Annotated in this window: 15 protein-coding genes and 1 tRNA gene; 9 read left to right on the top strand and 7 right to left on the bottom strand. The window is 55.7% G+C overall.

Annotation, left to right across the window (positions count from 1 at the left end; translation table 11 throughout):
* Positions 1 to 24 precede the first annotated feature (24 nt).
* Positions 25 to 1,737 carry a S41 family peptidase gene (locus VI895_03400; protein HLG18849.1) on the top strand — a complete coding sequence of 571 codons (1,713 nt, stop codon included), beginning with the start codon at positions 25 to 27 and terminating at the stop codon, positions 1,735 to 1,737.
* Between the two features lie 43 nt (positions 1,738 to 1,780).
* Positions 1,781 to 1,857, top strand: a tRNA-Met gene (locus tag VI895_03395).
* Positions 1,858 to 1,941: 84 nt separating this feature from the next.
* On the opposite strand, the gene VI895_03390 is transcribed toward VI895_03395, so the two are convergent.
* The 3 genes from VI895_03390 to VI895_03380 form a co-directional block, all read right to left on the bottom strand.
* A complete protein-coding gene (locus tag VI895_03390) occupies positions 1,942 to 2,472 on the bottom strand; it encodes a hypothetical protein (protein HLG18848.1) in 531 nt (176 codons plus the stop codon).
* Positions 2,473 to 2,516: 44 nt separating this feature from the next.
* Positions 2,517 to 3,521 (bottom strand): heavy metal-binding domain-containing protein, encoded by a 1,005-nt coding sequence (locus tag VI895_03385; GenBank protein ID HLG18847.1) that lies wholly within the window; start codon positions 3,519 to 3,521, stop codon positions 2,517 to 2,519.
* Between the two features lie 151 nt (positions 3,522 to 3,672).
* On the bottom strand, positions 3,673 to 3,870 hold the full coding sequence (locus VI895_03380) for a hypothetical protein (protein HLG18846.1): 198 nt from the start codon (positions 3,868 to 3,870) through the stop codon (positions 3,673 to 3,675).
* A 114-nt stretch (positions 3,871 to 3,984) separates the two neighbouring features.
* On the opposite strand from VI895_03380, the gene VI895_03375 reads away from it, so the two are divergent.
* A complete protein-coding gene (locus tag VI895_03375; GenBank protein HLG18845.1) occupies positions 3,985 to 4,566 on the top strand; it encodes a transcriptional repressor in 582 nt (193 codons plus the stop codon).
* Between the two features lie 28 nt (positions 4,567 to 4,594).
* Here the strand turns inward: VI895_03375 and VI895_03370 are convergent, their stop codons facing one another.
* The 4 genes from VI895_03370 to VI895_03355 form a co-directional block, all read right to left on the bottom strand.
* Positions 4,595 to 4,957 carry a hypothetical protein gene (locus VI895_03370; GenBank protein HLG18844.1) on the bottom strand — a complete coding sequence of 121 codons (363 nt, stop codon included), beginning with the start codon at positions 4,955 to 4,957 and terminating at the stop codon, positions 4,595 to 4,597.
* A gap of 9 nt (positions 4,958 to 4,966) precedes the next feature.
* Positions 4,967 to 5,431, bottom strand: a complete 465-nt coding sequence (locus tag VI895_03365; protein ID HLG18843.1) for a hypothetical protein — start codon at positions 5,429 to 5,431, stop codon at positions 4,967 to 4,969.
* A 70-nt stretch (positions 5,432 to 5,501) separates the two neighbouring features.
* Entirely contained in the window at positions 5,502 to 6,050 is a 549-nt protein-coding gene (locus VI895_03360) for a hypothetical protein (protein ID HLG18842.1), read from the bottom strand.
* The gene (locus VI895_03355; GenBank protein ID HLG18841.1) at positions 6,047 to 6,607 is read right to left on the bottom strand and encodes a sigma-70 family RNA polymerase sigma factor; all 561 of its coding nucleotides are present in this window, start codon (positions 6,605 to 6,607) and stop codon (positions 6,047 to 6,049) included. The genes VI895_03360 and VI895_03355 overlap by 4 nt, the downstream gene beginning before the upstream one ends.
* Before the next feature lie 129 nt (positions 6,608 to 6,736).
* On the opposite strand from VI895_03355, the gene VI895_03350 reads away from it, so the two are divergent.
* From VI895_03350 to VI895_03325, 6 genes are all read left to right on the top strand, one after another.
* On the top strand, positions 6,737 to 8,119 hold the full coding sequence (locus VI895_03350) for a TolC family protein (GenBank protein ID HLG18840.1): 1,383 nt from the start codon (positions 6,737 to 6,739) through the stop codon (positions 8,117 to 8,119).
* Complete coding sequence (locus VI895_03345) at positions 8,116 to 9,366, top strand: efflux RND transporter periplasmic adaptor subunit (GenBank protein ID HLG18839.1); 1,251 nt, start codon at positions 8,116 to 8,118, stop codon at positions 9,364 to 9,366. The genes VI895_03350 and VI895_03345 overlap by 4 nt, the downstream gene beginning before the upstream one ends.
* Before the next feature lie 11 nt (positions 9,367 to 9,377).
* Complete coding sequence (locus VI895_03340; protein ID HLG18838.1) at positions 9,378 to 12,656, top strand: CusA/CzcA family heavy metal efflux RND transporter; 3,279 nt, start codon at positions 9,378 to 9,380, stop codon at positions 12,654 to 12,656.
* The gene (locus VI895_03335) at positions 12,653 to 13,264 is read left to right on the top strand and encodes a cytochrome c (GenBank protein HLG18837.1); all 612 of its coding nucleotides are present in this window, start codon (positions 12,653 to 12,655) and stop codon (positions 13,262 to 13,264) included. The genes VI895_03340 and VI895_03335 overlap by 4 nt, the downstream gene beginning before the upstream one ends.
* A gap of 12 nt (positions 13,265 to 13,276) precedes the next feature.
* Entirely contained in the window at positions 13,277 to 13,567 is a 291-nt protein-coding gene (locus tag VI895_03330) for a hypothetical protein (protein ID HLG18836.1), read from the top strand.
* A gap of 151 nt (positions 13,568 to 13,718) precedes the next feature.
* The gene (locus tag VI895_03325) at positions 13,719 to 14,759 is read left to right on the top strand and encodes an EamA family transporter (protein ID HLG18835.1); all 1,041 of its coding nucleotides are present in this window, start codon (positions 13,719 to 13,721) and stop codon (positions 14,757 to 14,759) included.
* The last annotated feature ends 161 nt before the right edge of the window (positions 14,760 to 14,920 follow it).

Below are 14,920 nucleotides of genomic sequence, written 5' to 3'. Positions count from 1 at the left end.
CAAGGCTCTCAGAAGGGGGGATCCATGCAAGTTTTGCTGTGCCCGGGAAGGGTCTACCTTCTCGGTGCGATGGCGTGTGCCTTGGGGACGGCAGACGTCGAGGCGGGGGACTATTCGCGATATTCCGCACTTCTATTTGCACAGACTGGGAGCCTTCCCAACGAAACCCAGAGAAACGAAAATGGGGAAGTCGATCCATGCGACGAGGGGGACAAAATCATTACGTACATCTTTTCGCACCACTACCGTAACTTCATGCCATTTGCGGAAATCGAGGCAAGGTGGCAGAAGGCAATGAGAAAGCAGTTCCTCTTCCTTCCAGTCATGAAAGACGAGGACATTGAGACGGTTTTGGCCGATCTTTCCCGGGATGGCCCGATCGTCACTCTGGAAAATAATGGTTTTCAATTCGATTGCCAGGCGTTTCATCGCTTAGCCGAAAACTTCGGTTCGGAAGTCAGCGCAGTCGAGGTATGGGACGCCTTTCTGAATGCGCTGCTGTCTGAAATGGATCCACATTCTTACGTCGTGCACCCTCAAGCCGGAGACGAATTCGACGAGATGGTCAGCGGAAAAGCGATCGGCATCGGCGTTGAATTCGAGCGGAACAGCGGAGGTACGTTCATTTCAAACGTTACCGACGGGTCACCGGCGCATCTGGCCGGGATCGGCGCGGGAGATGAAATTGTCGCTGTGATTGTCGATGGCCGTAGATCTCCGGTCCGGGAAATCAGCATAACGGACGTCAAACGGATTTTTGCCACCCATGTCGGGCAGTCGATTGAACTCGAAATCAACAAGAAGGGAGGAGGATCGATACGGGCTTTCGTGACTCCAGGCCCCGTCGAAGTCCGTTTCGTCTCTGCTCAGGATCTCCCTGGGAATCTACTGTACCTTCATCTCACATCGTTCGGTCTGGGCGCAGCCCAACAATTGGAGGCCGAGATCGTGAAGCGACCGTATCTAAAAGGAATCATCCTTGATCTTCGCTTTAATCCAGGGGGTCGCGTGGATGTCGCAGGTGACGTTGTCGATCTCTTCGTGGATCAGGGAATCGTTGCTTCGCCTTGGAACCGTGTGGGGAAGACACCGCGGAATTTGGCGCTCTTCGCCCACAATCCAGGAGTGATCACAAACGTTCCGGTCGTGGTACTGGTCAATGACTTTTCCGGCTCTGCTTCGGAGCTGGTGGCTCAATCGTTTAAAGATTACGGTCGTGGAATCGTCGTGGGCAGGACGACGTGGGGAAAGGGTTCGATGGCTATCGTCTATCCACTTTTCAAGAATCGTTATCTCGTTCTTACGGAATACATGTACCACACGATGTCGGGCGTTTCGCCTCAAGCCGTTGGTGTCAAACCAGACATCGAGTCGCGGGACGTTTATGTGGAGCAGATTCTGGAGGAACGGAAGTTAATGGTATTTCACGGGGCTGCCGTGCAACCCATGCGGGAAGCCGATTACCCGTTCGCGCTTCCGCCGGTCAGGCCTCTGATTCAAGAACAGCGCGAATTTCTCGGCGGAACCGTCGAACCGAATCCGATGGCGCCTCTGATCGCTTCATTGCCCCCTGGAGTACGGTTGGAACCGAGAGGGGCGGTCGGGGACCCAGCGCTGACGGTATCGATGCAGGTCCTGAAGGCCTATCTTGAACGGTGCGGCAACTACGCGGCAAAAACTTGCCCCGAACCCCCCGTAGCGGGTGCCCGGACACCGGTCGCGCTCGCCAATCGGTGATTTGACGGTAGATCGGCGTATCTATATATATCTGGCCCCTTGATGCGGGGTGGAGCAGTCTGGTAGCTCGTCGGGCTCATAACCCGAAGGTCCTAGGTTCAAATCCTAGCCCCGCTACCAAAAAGGCCCGACTTTTGTCGGGCCTTTTTGGTATTGTTATCGAGCAGTTCGAGGGCTTTCCTCCTTTCCTTGGTCTTGGCTCGTTTAATTGAATCGGACGCGAGAATCGCCTACTTCTGGAAAACTTTGAAGCCACGCTAAGGCGCAGTCGATGGCCCGCTCGCTTTCGGTTTTGGCCTCTTCGCTTTCGGGAAGCAGGCTGCCGCGAATATCTTGCAACCACCCGATCATGAGTCTGACTTGGGCGGCGCATTTTCGCCCCGACTGCTCTTCAGTGCACGTCAAGCATAATGGGCGGCGCCTGCCTTCGTTATCGCCCGCCGCCACCGTAAGGAGGTCGAAGTCCACTTTGGAGTATCCGGATACCAAGAATCCATCCAAATGAAGGTCGATTGCGCGTCTTCCGGTGTCCACCCGTAGCGTGTGCTCAAGAACCTCCCAAAACCACGCTTTTTTCTGAGCCAATTTGTACTCGCCGTCGACGCCGTTACATACCGACCTCTCGCTATTGGCCCGATTAAAACGATCCTGCAAGGTCTCCTTCAAACTCGCGTCGTCGGCGTGCGCAGCGATTAGAGTCGCGCTGAAAAGGAAACTGGTTGCGCATCGGATCACCGTTCTAGTGTTTCTAGTTCTGCCTCTCATGACGGGATCCTCCCTCAAAATTGGTATCCGAAATTCAGGCGGACGAGGTTGTCGCTCGCCTTCGTCAAACCGATCGCGAGTTGCGTGTGAAACATCCAATGGTCGGCAAAGTGGTACATCAGGATCGGCCCCAAATAATGTTCCTGTCGCGAGGCCGCCAATCCGAATGATTTCGTGTCCCCGAGCGCTCCATAAAGTTCAAGTCCGATCCCCACGCCTCCATCTTTTTCCGTTTCGTCATCGCTATGCGAATCGTGTTTCAACGCCATGCCGCATTTCGGGCAGTTTCCCGGTGTGTTTTGAACGACATCCGAGTGCATAGGGCACCGGTATTCGTCACGATCCGGCGAATCCTCCTTCTTCGTCGAAGCTTTGTCGTAGCCCTGGTGCGCCATCCAGAAGAGACCGGATGAATATCCGAAAGCCGTTGTTCCCGAGGTGACGTCCGTTTCATTGATCCAATTGAACGCAACATTTACCGGCCCGACATCCTCCGAGAGAATCAAACGGGTCTCCATTATTCGCTCGCGGTCGGGCTCCTCACCATTTTCCTCGTAGGGCGACCGTACCCATCCCGATACCTCCATCTTGTACCGAGTCGCCGGATCGAGATCCTCGTATTCAACATAAACCATCGGGTTCGCGGGAACTCGTTTCTTGATGAGGCGATAGCGATTTTCCCAGCGGAATCCCGTGAAGGCGTGATCGCCGGTATCCAGATCCTCAAACCATTCGATCATGAATTCCGTCGCAAACTGGCTGGTCACTTCATATTCCAGCTCGACCATGTGCGAGAGATAGTCTCCGAAGCCCTCTTCCCTCCGAAAGCGGGAGGGCTGCGTGAGATCGTTCATGAACATGAGTTCCAATTCGCCGGCCTCCACTTCCGAATTGTAGGTTACGAAATAGCCGTAGTTCCCGGCTCGGGCGGGAGCCGCCAGGAAACCGATTCCAAGAAGCACCGCCCCAATTGCGAGCCATCTCTGAGGAAATAACGGGTATTTTTTTGGAGAGAGCACCAATCACTCCGACCCAGTTCGTTCGGTTTTCTTGAGAGGGAGATGGAAAGGGCCCCTCTCCGCGTACACGTCGTTCCCCGGTCCCGCCAAAATCGCGAAGCCCACGAATAAAACTCCGAGGAGATTTTCCTTGGCAGATGCGATCGAATCCTTAGTGAACATGGGCGGGCTCCTTTCGCTCGACGTTTTCATCCTGAAGCAAGAAGGCCCGGACGTCGGACATTCTTGCGGCGATTTCCAAGAAGGTCTCCCTCGACAAATGAACCACGGTGCAGCCGAACGTGAGGTGAACGCAACCACCGGAGCAGACTCCCACGCTCCAAGAGAGGCGATGTTCCGCGTTGTCCATTAACGTGCTTTCGTTACCGGATCCATAAAACAAGAATGATTCTTAATTTCAATTCAGTCCGGTGTCAAGCGTTCGTTCTGGAAAAGGATCCGCGGACGGGATAAACAGGGTTTCGTGGAAATAAAGAAGACATTGCCCTGCGGCCGGACGATCGATCGGTCAGAGGCGCAGCATGGCACTTCGCGAGCCGACCGTTACTCCACGCGTCTTTCCGACTACGAGGTGACCCATCAGTTAAACCGAAGCTCGGCCCGGGAGATGATCCTCAATGTCATCCTGGCCATGGACCGCCACTTCACCGCCTTAGAGCTTTCCAAAAAGGTCCAGGCTAAAAATCCGTCGGTCGGCCCGGCGACCGTTTACCGGAACCTCCCGATTTTTGTAGCCGCAGGTATTCTGCGGGAGAGCCTTACGAACGAAAAAGGCCAGATCCTTTATGAGTTAGCCACCGTTTACCACCACGACCACATCGTCTGCGTCGACTGCCATCACATCATTGAATTTCATGACGACAGTATCGAAGTGCACCAAGAGACCATCCTCAAGCGACTCAAATTCTCCGAGGTCGGCCATCGCCACGTAATGTACGCGAAATGCGAACTTCTAAAGAAACGCGGGCGGAAATCATCCAAGGTCAAATCAGGAACCGAGATCGATTCAACGCAACGTTCTTCCTTAGGAATCGACAACAGATGAATCGTTTTTTCAGTCCCGATCTCGATCGTCAGCTCTTAGGCTGGTGACAAGCCACGGCCCACAGGGCCGCTTCATCGGTGCGCATGGCGCGCCGTCCGTGCGTTGTTTCATGCTTTTCTCTGACCGCCAGCGCTTCCCATTGAGGGCTTATGCCGATCACATGGCAGAGATCGAGGACCTCACCGCTATGCAGCCGGAGTTCAACGATGGAAAGGTGTTCGGAGGGATCCGGACACCGGTCCCGGACAAGGCCTCCCAGGCTCGTGAGAAAAAATGCCGGGCCAAACGGACAGCGCGTTACAATGTCGCTGAATTGAGCGAGGAGTTTTTGCTTGCTCAATCCACCTTCTGTCCGAGGATGGCCCGGTTTTGAGAGTTCTTCCTTTGGCATCACGTTCCTTCACATCATGTCGCCGGACATCATCGAGTCCATCGTGTCCAGCATTCCCTGCATCGTTTGATAGTGTTCGCCACACTCCGCCTTCATGGTGGCGACGTCGGTCATCCCGTTGATTCGTTCCTGGTGGTCGCTGACCGCCATCATCATGTCATCCTGCATGCCGCAAAGTTGAGAGACGTCGGTGTTTCCCATCATGCCGTTATGCTCCGTCATCTTCTCCGAGCAGGTACTCTCCATTTGGGACAGCATATCGTTCATGTCCGTCGCGTATTGATTCGTCTCCTCGCGGACCTGGTCCGCGTCGGAAAGACTTGCTACGGCATCGTGGTAAGCGCTCTCCCGCGTCTGCATCTGAGAGGACAGCTGGCCCATCGTTCCCATTTCGTCATGACCCGAACAGCCTCCGAGGAATGGACTTACCGCGAACGCCAGCCAACCCATCGAAACAAGTTTAAATAGATTCATGTCAGCATCTCCTTTTTGTATTTATTGCGCGCAGTATGGTCTCCGTACCATGACCGGGATCAGGACTTTCCTAAAAGCCATACGAATCCACCTTGCGGAATCCCGAACGAATCAGCCATCCCAACTCAAGGGTCGCGATCCCCCCGAGGATGGATCCCAAGATCCAGACCAGTCCCAAGTCCAAAATTACGTCAGCGCCCAGACAGAGAAACACGCCGATCGAGGCAAGTCCGAGAAGGGCGAATTGGAGAAGAACCGTTTTCCGAAGCACGCGGATCTCCTCCAGTCTCAACACGAGGCTTGCGACGAGAGCGGAGGCGCCGAGGAACAGGATTCCGCATCCGAACATGCAGGCGTGCGGTCCCAATTTCATCAGGTATTTCATAAGGCCCAGGCTCGGGCCAAGTCCGAACTGAGGGCAGATGAGGAGCGTCAACGAGCCGACGATCGTATGAATCCCGCCCAACTTGAAGAAGACCTTCCAGGCCGGCGGATTTAAATCGGCCCGCACTTTTACTAAAAGGCTTTCCGTGAGCCCCCTCGGCGGGTCCATCGATTCCGCTGTCATGAATTCCTGGAACTCCTTGAACCATTTTTCTGTGGATGAAAGACCGGTCATGGTTTTTCCTCCCCAGATTTCAAGACTTTCTTAAGCTGCCGGACGGCGCGGCTCACGAGTTGCCGGACATTCGCCGGAGAGGTCTCAAGCCGCTCGGCGATCTCTTCATAGGAAAGATCCTCCCCAAACCGGAGCTTGAGAGCCATTTGCCGATCCGGAGCGAGTGCCGAAAGGTCGGGCAGCCCGGCTGGCGGGACAAGTTCGTTGGCCGTCGCCTTTTCGATCGCCACCGCATCCACGTCCTCTCGGGTGCGAGCCCGGCTACGACCGATATCCGACATGACGTTCCGACAGATCGTGAACAGCCACGGGGCGAAGGGAAGCGTTGCGAGATACCTGCTTCGAAACCGATGGAGTTTCAAGAAAACGGTCTGGAACGCGTCATCCACCACGTCACGGTTTCTCAGTTTGACGCGGAGGTAGCCATAGACTCGGCCGGAGTAGCGGTCGTAAAGAATCCGAAATGCTTCCTCCTGTCCTTTTTGATACGCGGACATCAGTTCCTCGTCGGCTTGCGCCTCCTCAGGCTTGCATTCTGTTGCTTCAATTCTCTTCATAAAGGAATACGTCGCCCGACCGGATTTTGTGACAGTGTCACAAACGGGGGATTTGCAACGTAATTCCTTTTAGATGGCCCAACAAGGATTTACGGTGATGCGGCAAATGAACGATATCGGGAGGTTGCCATGGACACCGCGCTAGTGCTGGCAGGAGTGGTGATCTTCATCCAACAGAGAAAACAGCCGCGTCCCTTCAGGCATTCCTCGAAACGCAAGCGGATGAAGGGAGCACTTTTGTCTCTGTTTGTGTGGGTGGGGGTTCCGATGCTTTCCCTAGGGCCATCTGCCGACGCGAACGCGGACGCCCCGCCGCCGGCCGCTCTTCGCGACGTCCTTGAAATCGCGAAGCAGCGAAATCCGGAGATCGCGGCGGCCCAAAAGCGATGGGAGAGCGCGCGCGCCCAAATCTCCGTGGCGCGGTCGATTCCCGATCTTGAGTTCGGCGTCGAATACGAGGGGATCAACCAAAATACGTTTGACTTCGGCTCGGCCATGGAGACCTGGTACCGCGTCGGGCAGACAATTCCTTTTCCCTCGAAGCTTGTTTACAAAGGACGAGCCGCGTCTTTTGCGGCTCAAAGAGAAGAGGCGGCGTATCGAACCGCGGAACGGGACGTGTTTGCCCGAGTGAAGGAGTCGTACTACGCGCTCATGTTCGCGGATCGGTCGGTGCAGATCTCGAAGGAGAACGTCGAGATCCTTCGTAAGTTCACGCGGATTGCCGCCAGTCGCTACGGCGTCGGAAAGACCTCCCAGTCCGATGTCTTGCGCGCGCAGGTGGAGCTATCGAAGGCCAACAACATGGTCGTGACTCTCGAGCAGGAACTTCAAACCGTTCAAGCCAGGCTCAACGCGCTTCTCGACCGAAAGCCGAATGATCCGTTCGGTCCACTGGAAGAGCCCCGGGTTCTCCCCCTGAACAAGACCTATGCGGAGATGGAATCGATCGCGCTCAAGGAGCGACCCGAAATCCGCGGCGCCCAACGAGAGTTGGAAAAAATGCAAGCTGAGGTCGGCGCCATGAAGAGCGAGTTTTTGCCGGACCTTCAGATCGAATACGGATGGCGGGATTACGGGGGATCCCTCCAGGCGCAAAATGATTCCTCCGTTCTTTTTAAGTTGAATGTCCCCCTCTGGTTTTGGCGGCAAAAGTCGCAGGTGAGCTCGGCACAGAGCGAACGGCAGCGGGCGGCGGAGATGCTGCGCGGCGCGCAGGCCGCAACCCGATCGGAGATTCAGGAGTTTTTCGTGCATGTGGATACGGCGAGAAGACTCGTCGAACTCTATCTGACCACCCTTTTGCCTCAAGCGGAGCAGTCTCTCCGCGTGGCCGAAGCCGCGTATCAGTCGGATCGAGTGGATTTTTTGAACCTTCTCGACTCGGACCGGACACTCATCGATTTCCGGCTGGAATACTACCGTTACCTCGCCGAATACGGCCGGGGCACGGCGCATCTGGAGCGGGTCCTGGGAGTTGATTCGGACGAATTTACAGGAGGCCGGCCTTGAAAAAGCGAGTCGTGATTGCGGCGGGTGGTTTGCTTGTCCTTTTCGTGGCCGGAACGGTTACGTGGTGGGCATGGAGGCTAAGCCGAGAAACCGCGGCAACCGCCCAAATCAAAAAGCGTTATCAGTGCTCGATGCATCCCGGAATTGTTTCGGATACGCCGGGCAATTGCCCCATCTGCCAGATGCCGCTCCAGGCGGTCGACGAGATCGCTCCTCCCTCTCAAGCGCCCGTGCAATCTCAACTGGAACCAGGGGAGCGGAAAATCCTTTTCTACCGCCACCCGATGCGCCTCGATGTGACCTCTCCCACGCCATCCAAAGACGAGATGGGGATGGATTTCATTCCCGTGTACGAGGATGAAGCAACGGGAGGAGGCGGGTCGGTCGGAGGGCACGCGGCGGTGACTATTCCGACGGAGCGACAGCAGTTGATCGGTGTCACGACCGAAACGGTGACGCGGCGGCCGCTCGATTTGGAAATTCGCACCGTGGGCCGTGTGGCGTTCGATCCGGAACTGTACAACGCGATGGCCGAATACCGCGAGGCGGTGGCGGCCAAGGAGCGAATCAAGAATAGCCCCTGGCCCACGGCCCGCGAGGAGGCGGAGAACCTCATCAAGGCCGCGGCGCTCAAGCTCCGCCTCCTGGGTCTTTCGGATTCACAGATCCGCCAGATTGCCGGCGGTGCTTCGGAATCGCTCAATCTCTTGTTGCCCGGGAAAACGGTCTGGGTCTACGCGCAAGTTTATGAGTACGAAGTCGACCTCCTTCGTTCCGGGCAAGAGGTCGTTGTCACGAGTCCCTCAATTCCGGGTCGCACGTTTCGGGGGAGTATTAGGGCGATCGATCCGGTCTTGAACGCCATGACCCGGACGGTGAAGGTGCGCGCCGAAATCAAAACACCGGACGAGCGTCTCCGGCCCGAGACCTTCGTTCACATCAAAATCCGAATCCCGCTGGGGAACGTCGTGGCGGTTTCCGACAGCTCGATTCTCAGCACCGGGGAGACCCAGATCGTCTTCGTGAAAAAGGGGGAGGGAGAGTTTGAGCCGAGACCGGTCGTCCTGGGCCGCGAAGCGGTCGGGTATTACGAAGTCATGAACGGCCTTTCGGAAGGGGAGGAGGTGGTGACCTCCGCGAACTTCCTCATTGACTCCGAATCCCGTTTCAAAGCAGCGCTCAATGCGTTTTTGAAGAAAAGCCCGTCAGCCACCCCTCCGGCCACCTCCCCACATGCCGGACACTAAAGGACGCGATCATGGTTGAGAAGATCATCGAATTTTCCGCGAAGAACAGAGCGCTCGTCATGATTTTCGTGATCGCGGCGATGCTCGGAGCGCTTTGGTGCGTCAAAAACATTCCGCTCGATGCGATCCCCGATCTCTCCGATACCCAGGTCATTGTCTATTCTCGTTGGGACCGCTCCCCCGACATTTTGGAAGATCAGGTCACGTATCCCATCGTCGCCGCGCTTCTCGGCGCCCCTAAGATCAAGGCGATTCGGGGCTTTTCCGATTTCGGTTACTCCTACGTCTATGTCATTTTCCAGGATGGGACCGACATTTATTGGGCCCGTTCCCGCGTTGTTGAATATTTAAGCAAGATCCTTCCTACCCTTCCCGAGGGAGTGAAAACGGAAATCGGCCCGGACGCCACCAGCGTTGGCTGGGTTTACCAATATGCCTTGGTGGACCGATCGGGGAAGAACAACCTCGCGCAACTGCGAACACTTCAAGATTGGTACCTTCGGTACCATCTGCAGGCCGTTCCCGGCGTATCGGAGGTGGCCGCCATCGGCGGCTTTGTTAAGCAATATCAGGTCAACGTCGATCCGAATTTGCTCCTTGCCTACAATATTCCTCTCACACAGGTCATCGATTCCGTCCGCAAAGGAAACCAGGAGGTGGGCGGGCGCCTTCTGGAGTTCGCCGGCACGGAATATATGGTGCGGGGGCGCGGGTACGCGAAATCGGTGGAAGACATCGACAAGATCGTCGTCGCCGTGGACCACGCTTCAGGCACGCCGATCTTGCTCAAGCACGTGGCGAATGTGGCGCTGGGTCCCGATATTCGCCGTGGCGTGGCGGATCTCGACGGCATCGGCGATACGGTCGGCGGAGTCATCGTCATGCGCCATGGCGAAAACGCCTTGACCATCATCAACCGCGTGAAAGCCAAACTCGAAGAACTCAAACCCACGTTGCCGGAAGGGGTCGAGATCGTCACGACGTACGATCGATCGGAATTGATCCGGCATTCCATCGAAACGCTGATTCATTCCCTCAAGGAGGAGATGATCATCGTCAGCCTCGTGATCCTGCTTTTCTTGTGGCATGTCCCTTCCGCGATCATTCCGATCGTCACCATACCCGTGTCCGTATTGTTGGCGTTCATTCCGCTCTACTTGATGGGACTGACGAGCAACATTATGTCTTTGGCCGGGATCGCGATCTCCATCGGTGTTCTCGTGGATGGGGCGATCGTGGAGGTCGAAAACGCGTACAAGCGCCTCGAACAGTGGATTGCCGGAGGTCGCAAGGGGGATTTTCATCTCATTCGTCTCCAGGCTCTCAAGGAGGTGGGCCCGTCCGTCTTCTTCTCCCTTCTGGTGATCGCCGTGGCGTTCGTGCCCGTATTCACGCTGATCGATCAGGAAGGGCGTTTGTTCAAACCGCTCGCCTGGTCGAAGAATCTCGCGATGGCGATCGCCGCGCTTCTTGCGATCACACTCGATCCCGCGATGCGGATGATGTTCACGAGAATGGATTACGTTCATTGGAAGCCGCGCTGGCTTTCGTGGATCGTCAATACCGTGACCGTGGGCCGGTATTACCCGGAGGAAAAACACCCGATCAGCCGGATTCTGTTCAAAGTCTACGAACCGGTTTGCCGATGGGTTTTGGAACACCGATGGAAGACGTTGGTCATCACGGGGCTCCTGATGGCGTCCACGGTTCCCGTCTATTTGAAACTCGGCTCGGAGTTCATGCCTCCGCTCAACGAAGGGGCCTTCCTTTATATGCCGACGGCGCTCCCCGGAATGTCGGTGACCGAAGCTCAACGGATTCTCCAAATTCAGGATCGAATCCTCCGGACCTTTCCCGAAGTGGAGCGGGTGTTCGGAAAATCGGGGCGATTCAACTCGCCGACCGATCCCGCGCCGTTCTCGATGGTCGAAACGACGGTCATTTTAAAACCGCCGGCTGAATGGCGGAAGGTAAAGCGCTGGTATTCGTGGATGCCCGGTTTTCTCCAATCCGTTTTTTCCCGGATCACGCCCGACCACATTACGTTCGAGGAACTTCAGAACGAGATGGACGCCAAGCTCAAGCTTCCCGGGATTCCCAATATTTGGACGATGCCGATCAAGAACCGGATCGACATGCTTTCGACCGGCGTGCGAACGCCGATCGGAATCAAAGTCCTGGGGGCGGATCTCAAAGTCATCCAGAAGATCGGCGAAGATCTGGAGGGGATTCTCCGGGAAGTTTCAGGGACGCGGAACATCCTCGCCGAGCGGACGGCCGGAGGCTATTACCTCGATTTCGTCTTGAACCGGGACGAATTGGCCCGTTACGGCCTGGCCGTGGAGGACGCGCAAACGATCATCATGTCGGCGATCGGGGGTGAAAACATCACGACCACCGTGGAAGGACGCGAACGCTATTCCGTCAACGTCCGCTACGCCCGGGAATTCCGGGACAGCATTCCGCGATTGAAACGGGTCCTCGTCCCCACGCCTTCGGGGGCGCAAATCCCTCTCGCTCAGATCGCGGACATCAAGATGATGGAAGGCCCCGCCATGATCCGTAACGAGAACGGCCAACTTGCGGGGTATGTATATGTCGATATGACCGGGCGGGACATCGGCGGCTATGTCAATGAAGCGAAAGCTGCCGTCAAGAAAAAGCTCGAGCTGCCCAAGGGGTATTACCTCGTATGGAGCGGCCAGTACGAAAACATGGCGCGTGTGCGCGAGCGGCTTAAAGTCGTTCTGCCGCTGACCATTTTTCTGATTGCCCTTCTTCTCTTTATGAACACGAAGTCGATGGTGAAGGCCGGCATCGTGATGCTGGCCGTTCCCTTCTCCCTCATCGGCGCCATTTGGCTCATGTATCTTCTCGGCTACAACCTTTCGATCGCCGCGTGGGTCGGGATGATTGCCCTCATGGGGCTGGATGCCGAGACCGGGGTCTTCATGTTGCTGTTTCTGGATCTCGCGTACGAGGAAAAAGTGCGGAAAGGGGAGATGCGAACATACAAGGATTTGGAGGATTCGATCCTCCACGGCGCCGTCCGGAGAATCCGGCCCAAGATGATGACGGTCATGGCGGCGTTTATGGGGCTCTTGCCGATCATGTGGTCGATCGGCACGGGGGCCGACATGATGAAACGGATCGCCGCACCCATGGTCGGCGGACTCTTTACCTCTTTCACACTGGAGCTTCTGGTCTACCCTGTTTTGTACTCGATTTGGAAATGGAAGTTCGAGATGCGCGAGGGAACGGTGGTCCCCCTCCCGCCGCCTAGTAAATGAAACTCCGGACGAAAATAGGGTTGGCCGTTCTTATTTTGATGGTCTTGGGTGGTTCGGCGGCCTTCGTGCACATCGTAGTTTACGGGTTCAGCGCGAAAGATCAGCCGACAAAGATCGAGAAATTCATGGCCAGACAGTTTCGCCGTTGGGCCGTGCCGCGCGCAGCAAGAGAGATGAAAAATCCGGTCCCCGCGACACCCGAAGTCGTAAAGTCCGGAATGGCTCACTTCGCGGATCACTGCGCCTCGTGTCATGCCAACGATGGAGGTGGTGGGACCGAGATGGGACGAAATATGTATCCCAAGGCGCCGGACATGCGAAAGTCTCCCACTCAGTCCCTTTCGGACGGCGAACTGTTCTACACGATCAAGAATGGAATTCGCCTGACCGGAATGCCGGCGTGGGGAGACGACACTCCCGAATCGGACGTCCAATCGTGGCATCTCGTTCATTTCATCCGGCATCTCCCGAATCTTTCTCAGGAAGAGACGGAGGAGATGGAAAACCTGAATCCAAAAAGCTTTGAGGAGTTCAAAGAGAACGAAGAGATCTTAAAATTTTTGGGAGAGGGAAAGAAGGCTCCCGAAACACGCAAACATCAACATTGAAAGGAGAGAAAGATGTATAAAGCAATCCTTCTGTTGTCATTCATGCTCGTATCCGGCGCCTATGCGCATGAAGCAAAACATCATGTTATGGGGAGCGTTACAGCCATCGATTCCGCGCATGTTGAATTGAAAACGACGGAGGGAAAACTCTTCTCCGCTCAACTTGCCAAAGAGACCCATTTCGTCAAGGACTCCAAGCCCGCGACTTTATCCGACGTGAAAGTCGGTGCCCGTGCTGTGGTTTACTATAACGAAGGAGAATCTCCAACAGCCGTAAAAGTTCAGCTTCCTCCGGACAAATAGGCGACACGTGTTCGGACCGGCGTCGGATTCCCGGTTTTTTAGCTCTCGCAGCGCAGGCCACGGAAAAAGCGGGCGAATTGAGCGCAAGCTAATCGTCCCGCAGGTGAGACCGTTCATATTCTAGTCATTCTGAAGTAATTATACTGCCATCATGATGAATCGTGGCCCGTTCCTAGCGCTTCTTTCCGCGGCGCTTTTTGGAATTTCGCCGGTCCTAATCAAAATAATGATCGGCGAAGTACCTCCGCTCCTGATGGCGGGCCTCCTCTACATCGGATCGGGCATTGGATTGCTGGGACTCGGATTCGCTTTGCGAAAACCCATACTGGCTCCACTGAAAAATCTCAACCCACGACAGCAGAAGCGGTTGATCGGAGCCATTATTTCGGGAGGTATCGTAGCTCCCGTATGTCTCACGATGGGGATCTCCTACGGTTCTGCTTTTGAAGTGTCCGCACTGTTGAACCTTGAAACCGTCGCCACCACATTCATAGCGTGGCTCGTATTTCATGAACATGTCGGTCGGCGAGTCTGGATTGGAAAAGCTCTGGTTGTGGCGGGAGCCGTGATCGTCAGTGTTCAATTCAGCTCCTCACGGGTTTCCCTCGCGGCTCTTTGGATTTTGAGCGCCTGCCTGTTCTGGGGGATCGACAACAATCTCACGCGAGATATTGAAGATCTTCCACCGATTGTGCTTGCCGGCGTCAAAGGTTTGGGCGCCGGAATATTCAACACGACACTCGGATGGATGTTCGGTGGAACTGCAGCCTTAGGCTGGCGCCTGGCGGGAGTCCTGGGAATTGGAGCCGTAAGTTTTGGCCTGAGTCTCGTGCTTTTTGTGCAAGCTCTGAGGATCATCGGCTCAGCGCGTACAAGTACCTACTTTGCGAGCGGCCCTTTCATGGGAATGGTTCTTTCCGTTCTCCTTCTGGGAGATCATCCGGCGACGTATCAATGGATGGCCTCCCTTTTGATGGCTGCGGGTGTCTGGGCACTTTATCGAGAACGCCACGAACATGGGCACACGCACGAATCCGCGGGTCACAGTCATCGCCATGTTCGTGATGAACATCATCAACATGAGCATGATGGAACGGAAGGACCCGAGCCGCATGAACACTTTCATGTTCATCAGCCGCTGACTCATTCCCATCCCCATCTACCCGACATCCACCATCGCCATCGTCATTAGTGGACAGCCACAGGGCGAACACACCTCCGGTTACGGCAGGCGGCACGCCGGTATAGATCGCGAGCATTTGCCGCAGGCGTCCGAAGGAGATAAACGTGATACAGCTTGCGGCCGTCCTTAAAATATCGCTCGGACATTACGAATGTTTTGAAGAAGATTCT

It is taken from the genome of Bdellovibrionota bacterium, from assembly GCA_035292885.1.
GTDB lineage: Bacteria > Bdellovibrionota_G > JALEGL01 > JALEGL01 > DATDPG01 > DATDPG01.
Note: the sequence above shows the minus strand (reverse complement) of the source record. Positions and strands in the feature narration are given on the sequence as shown.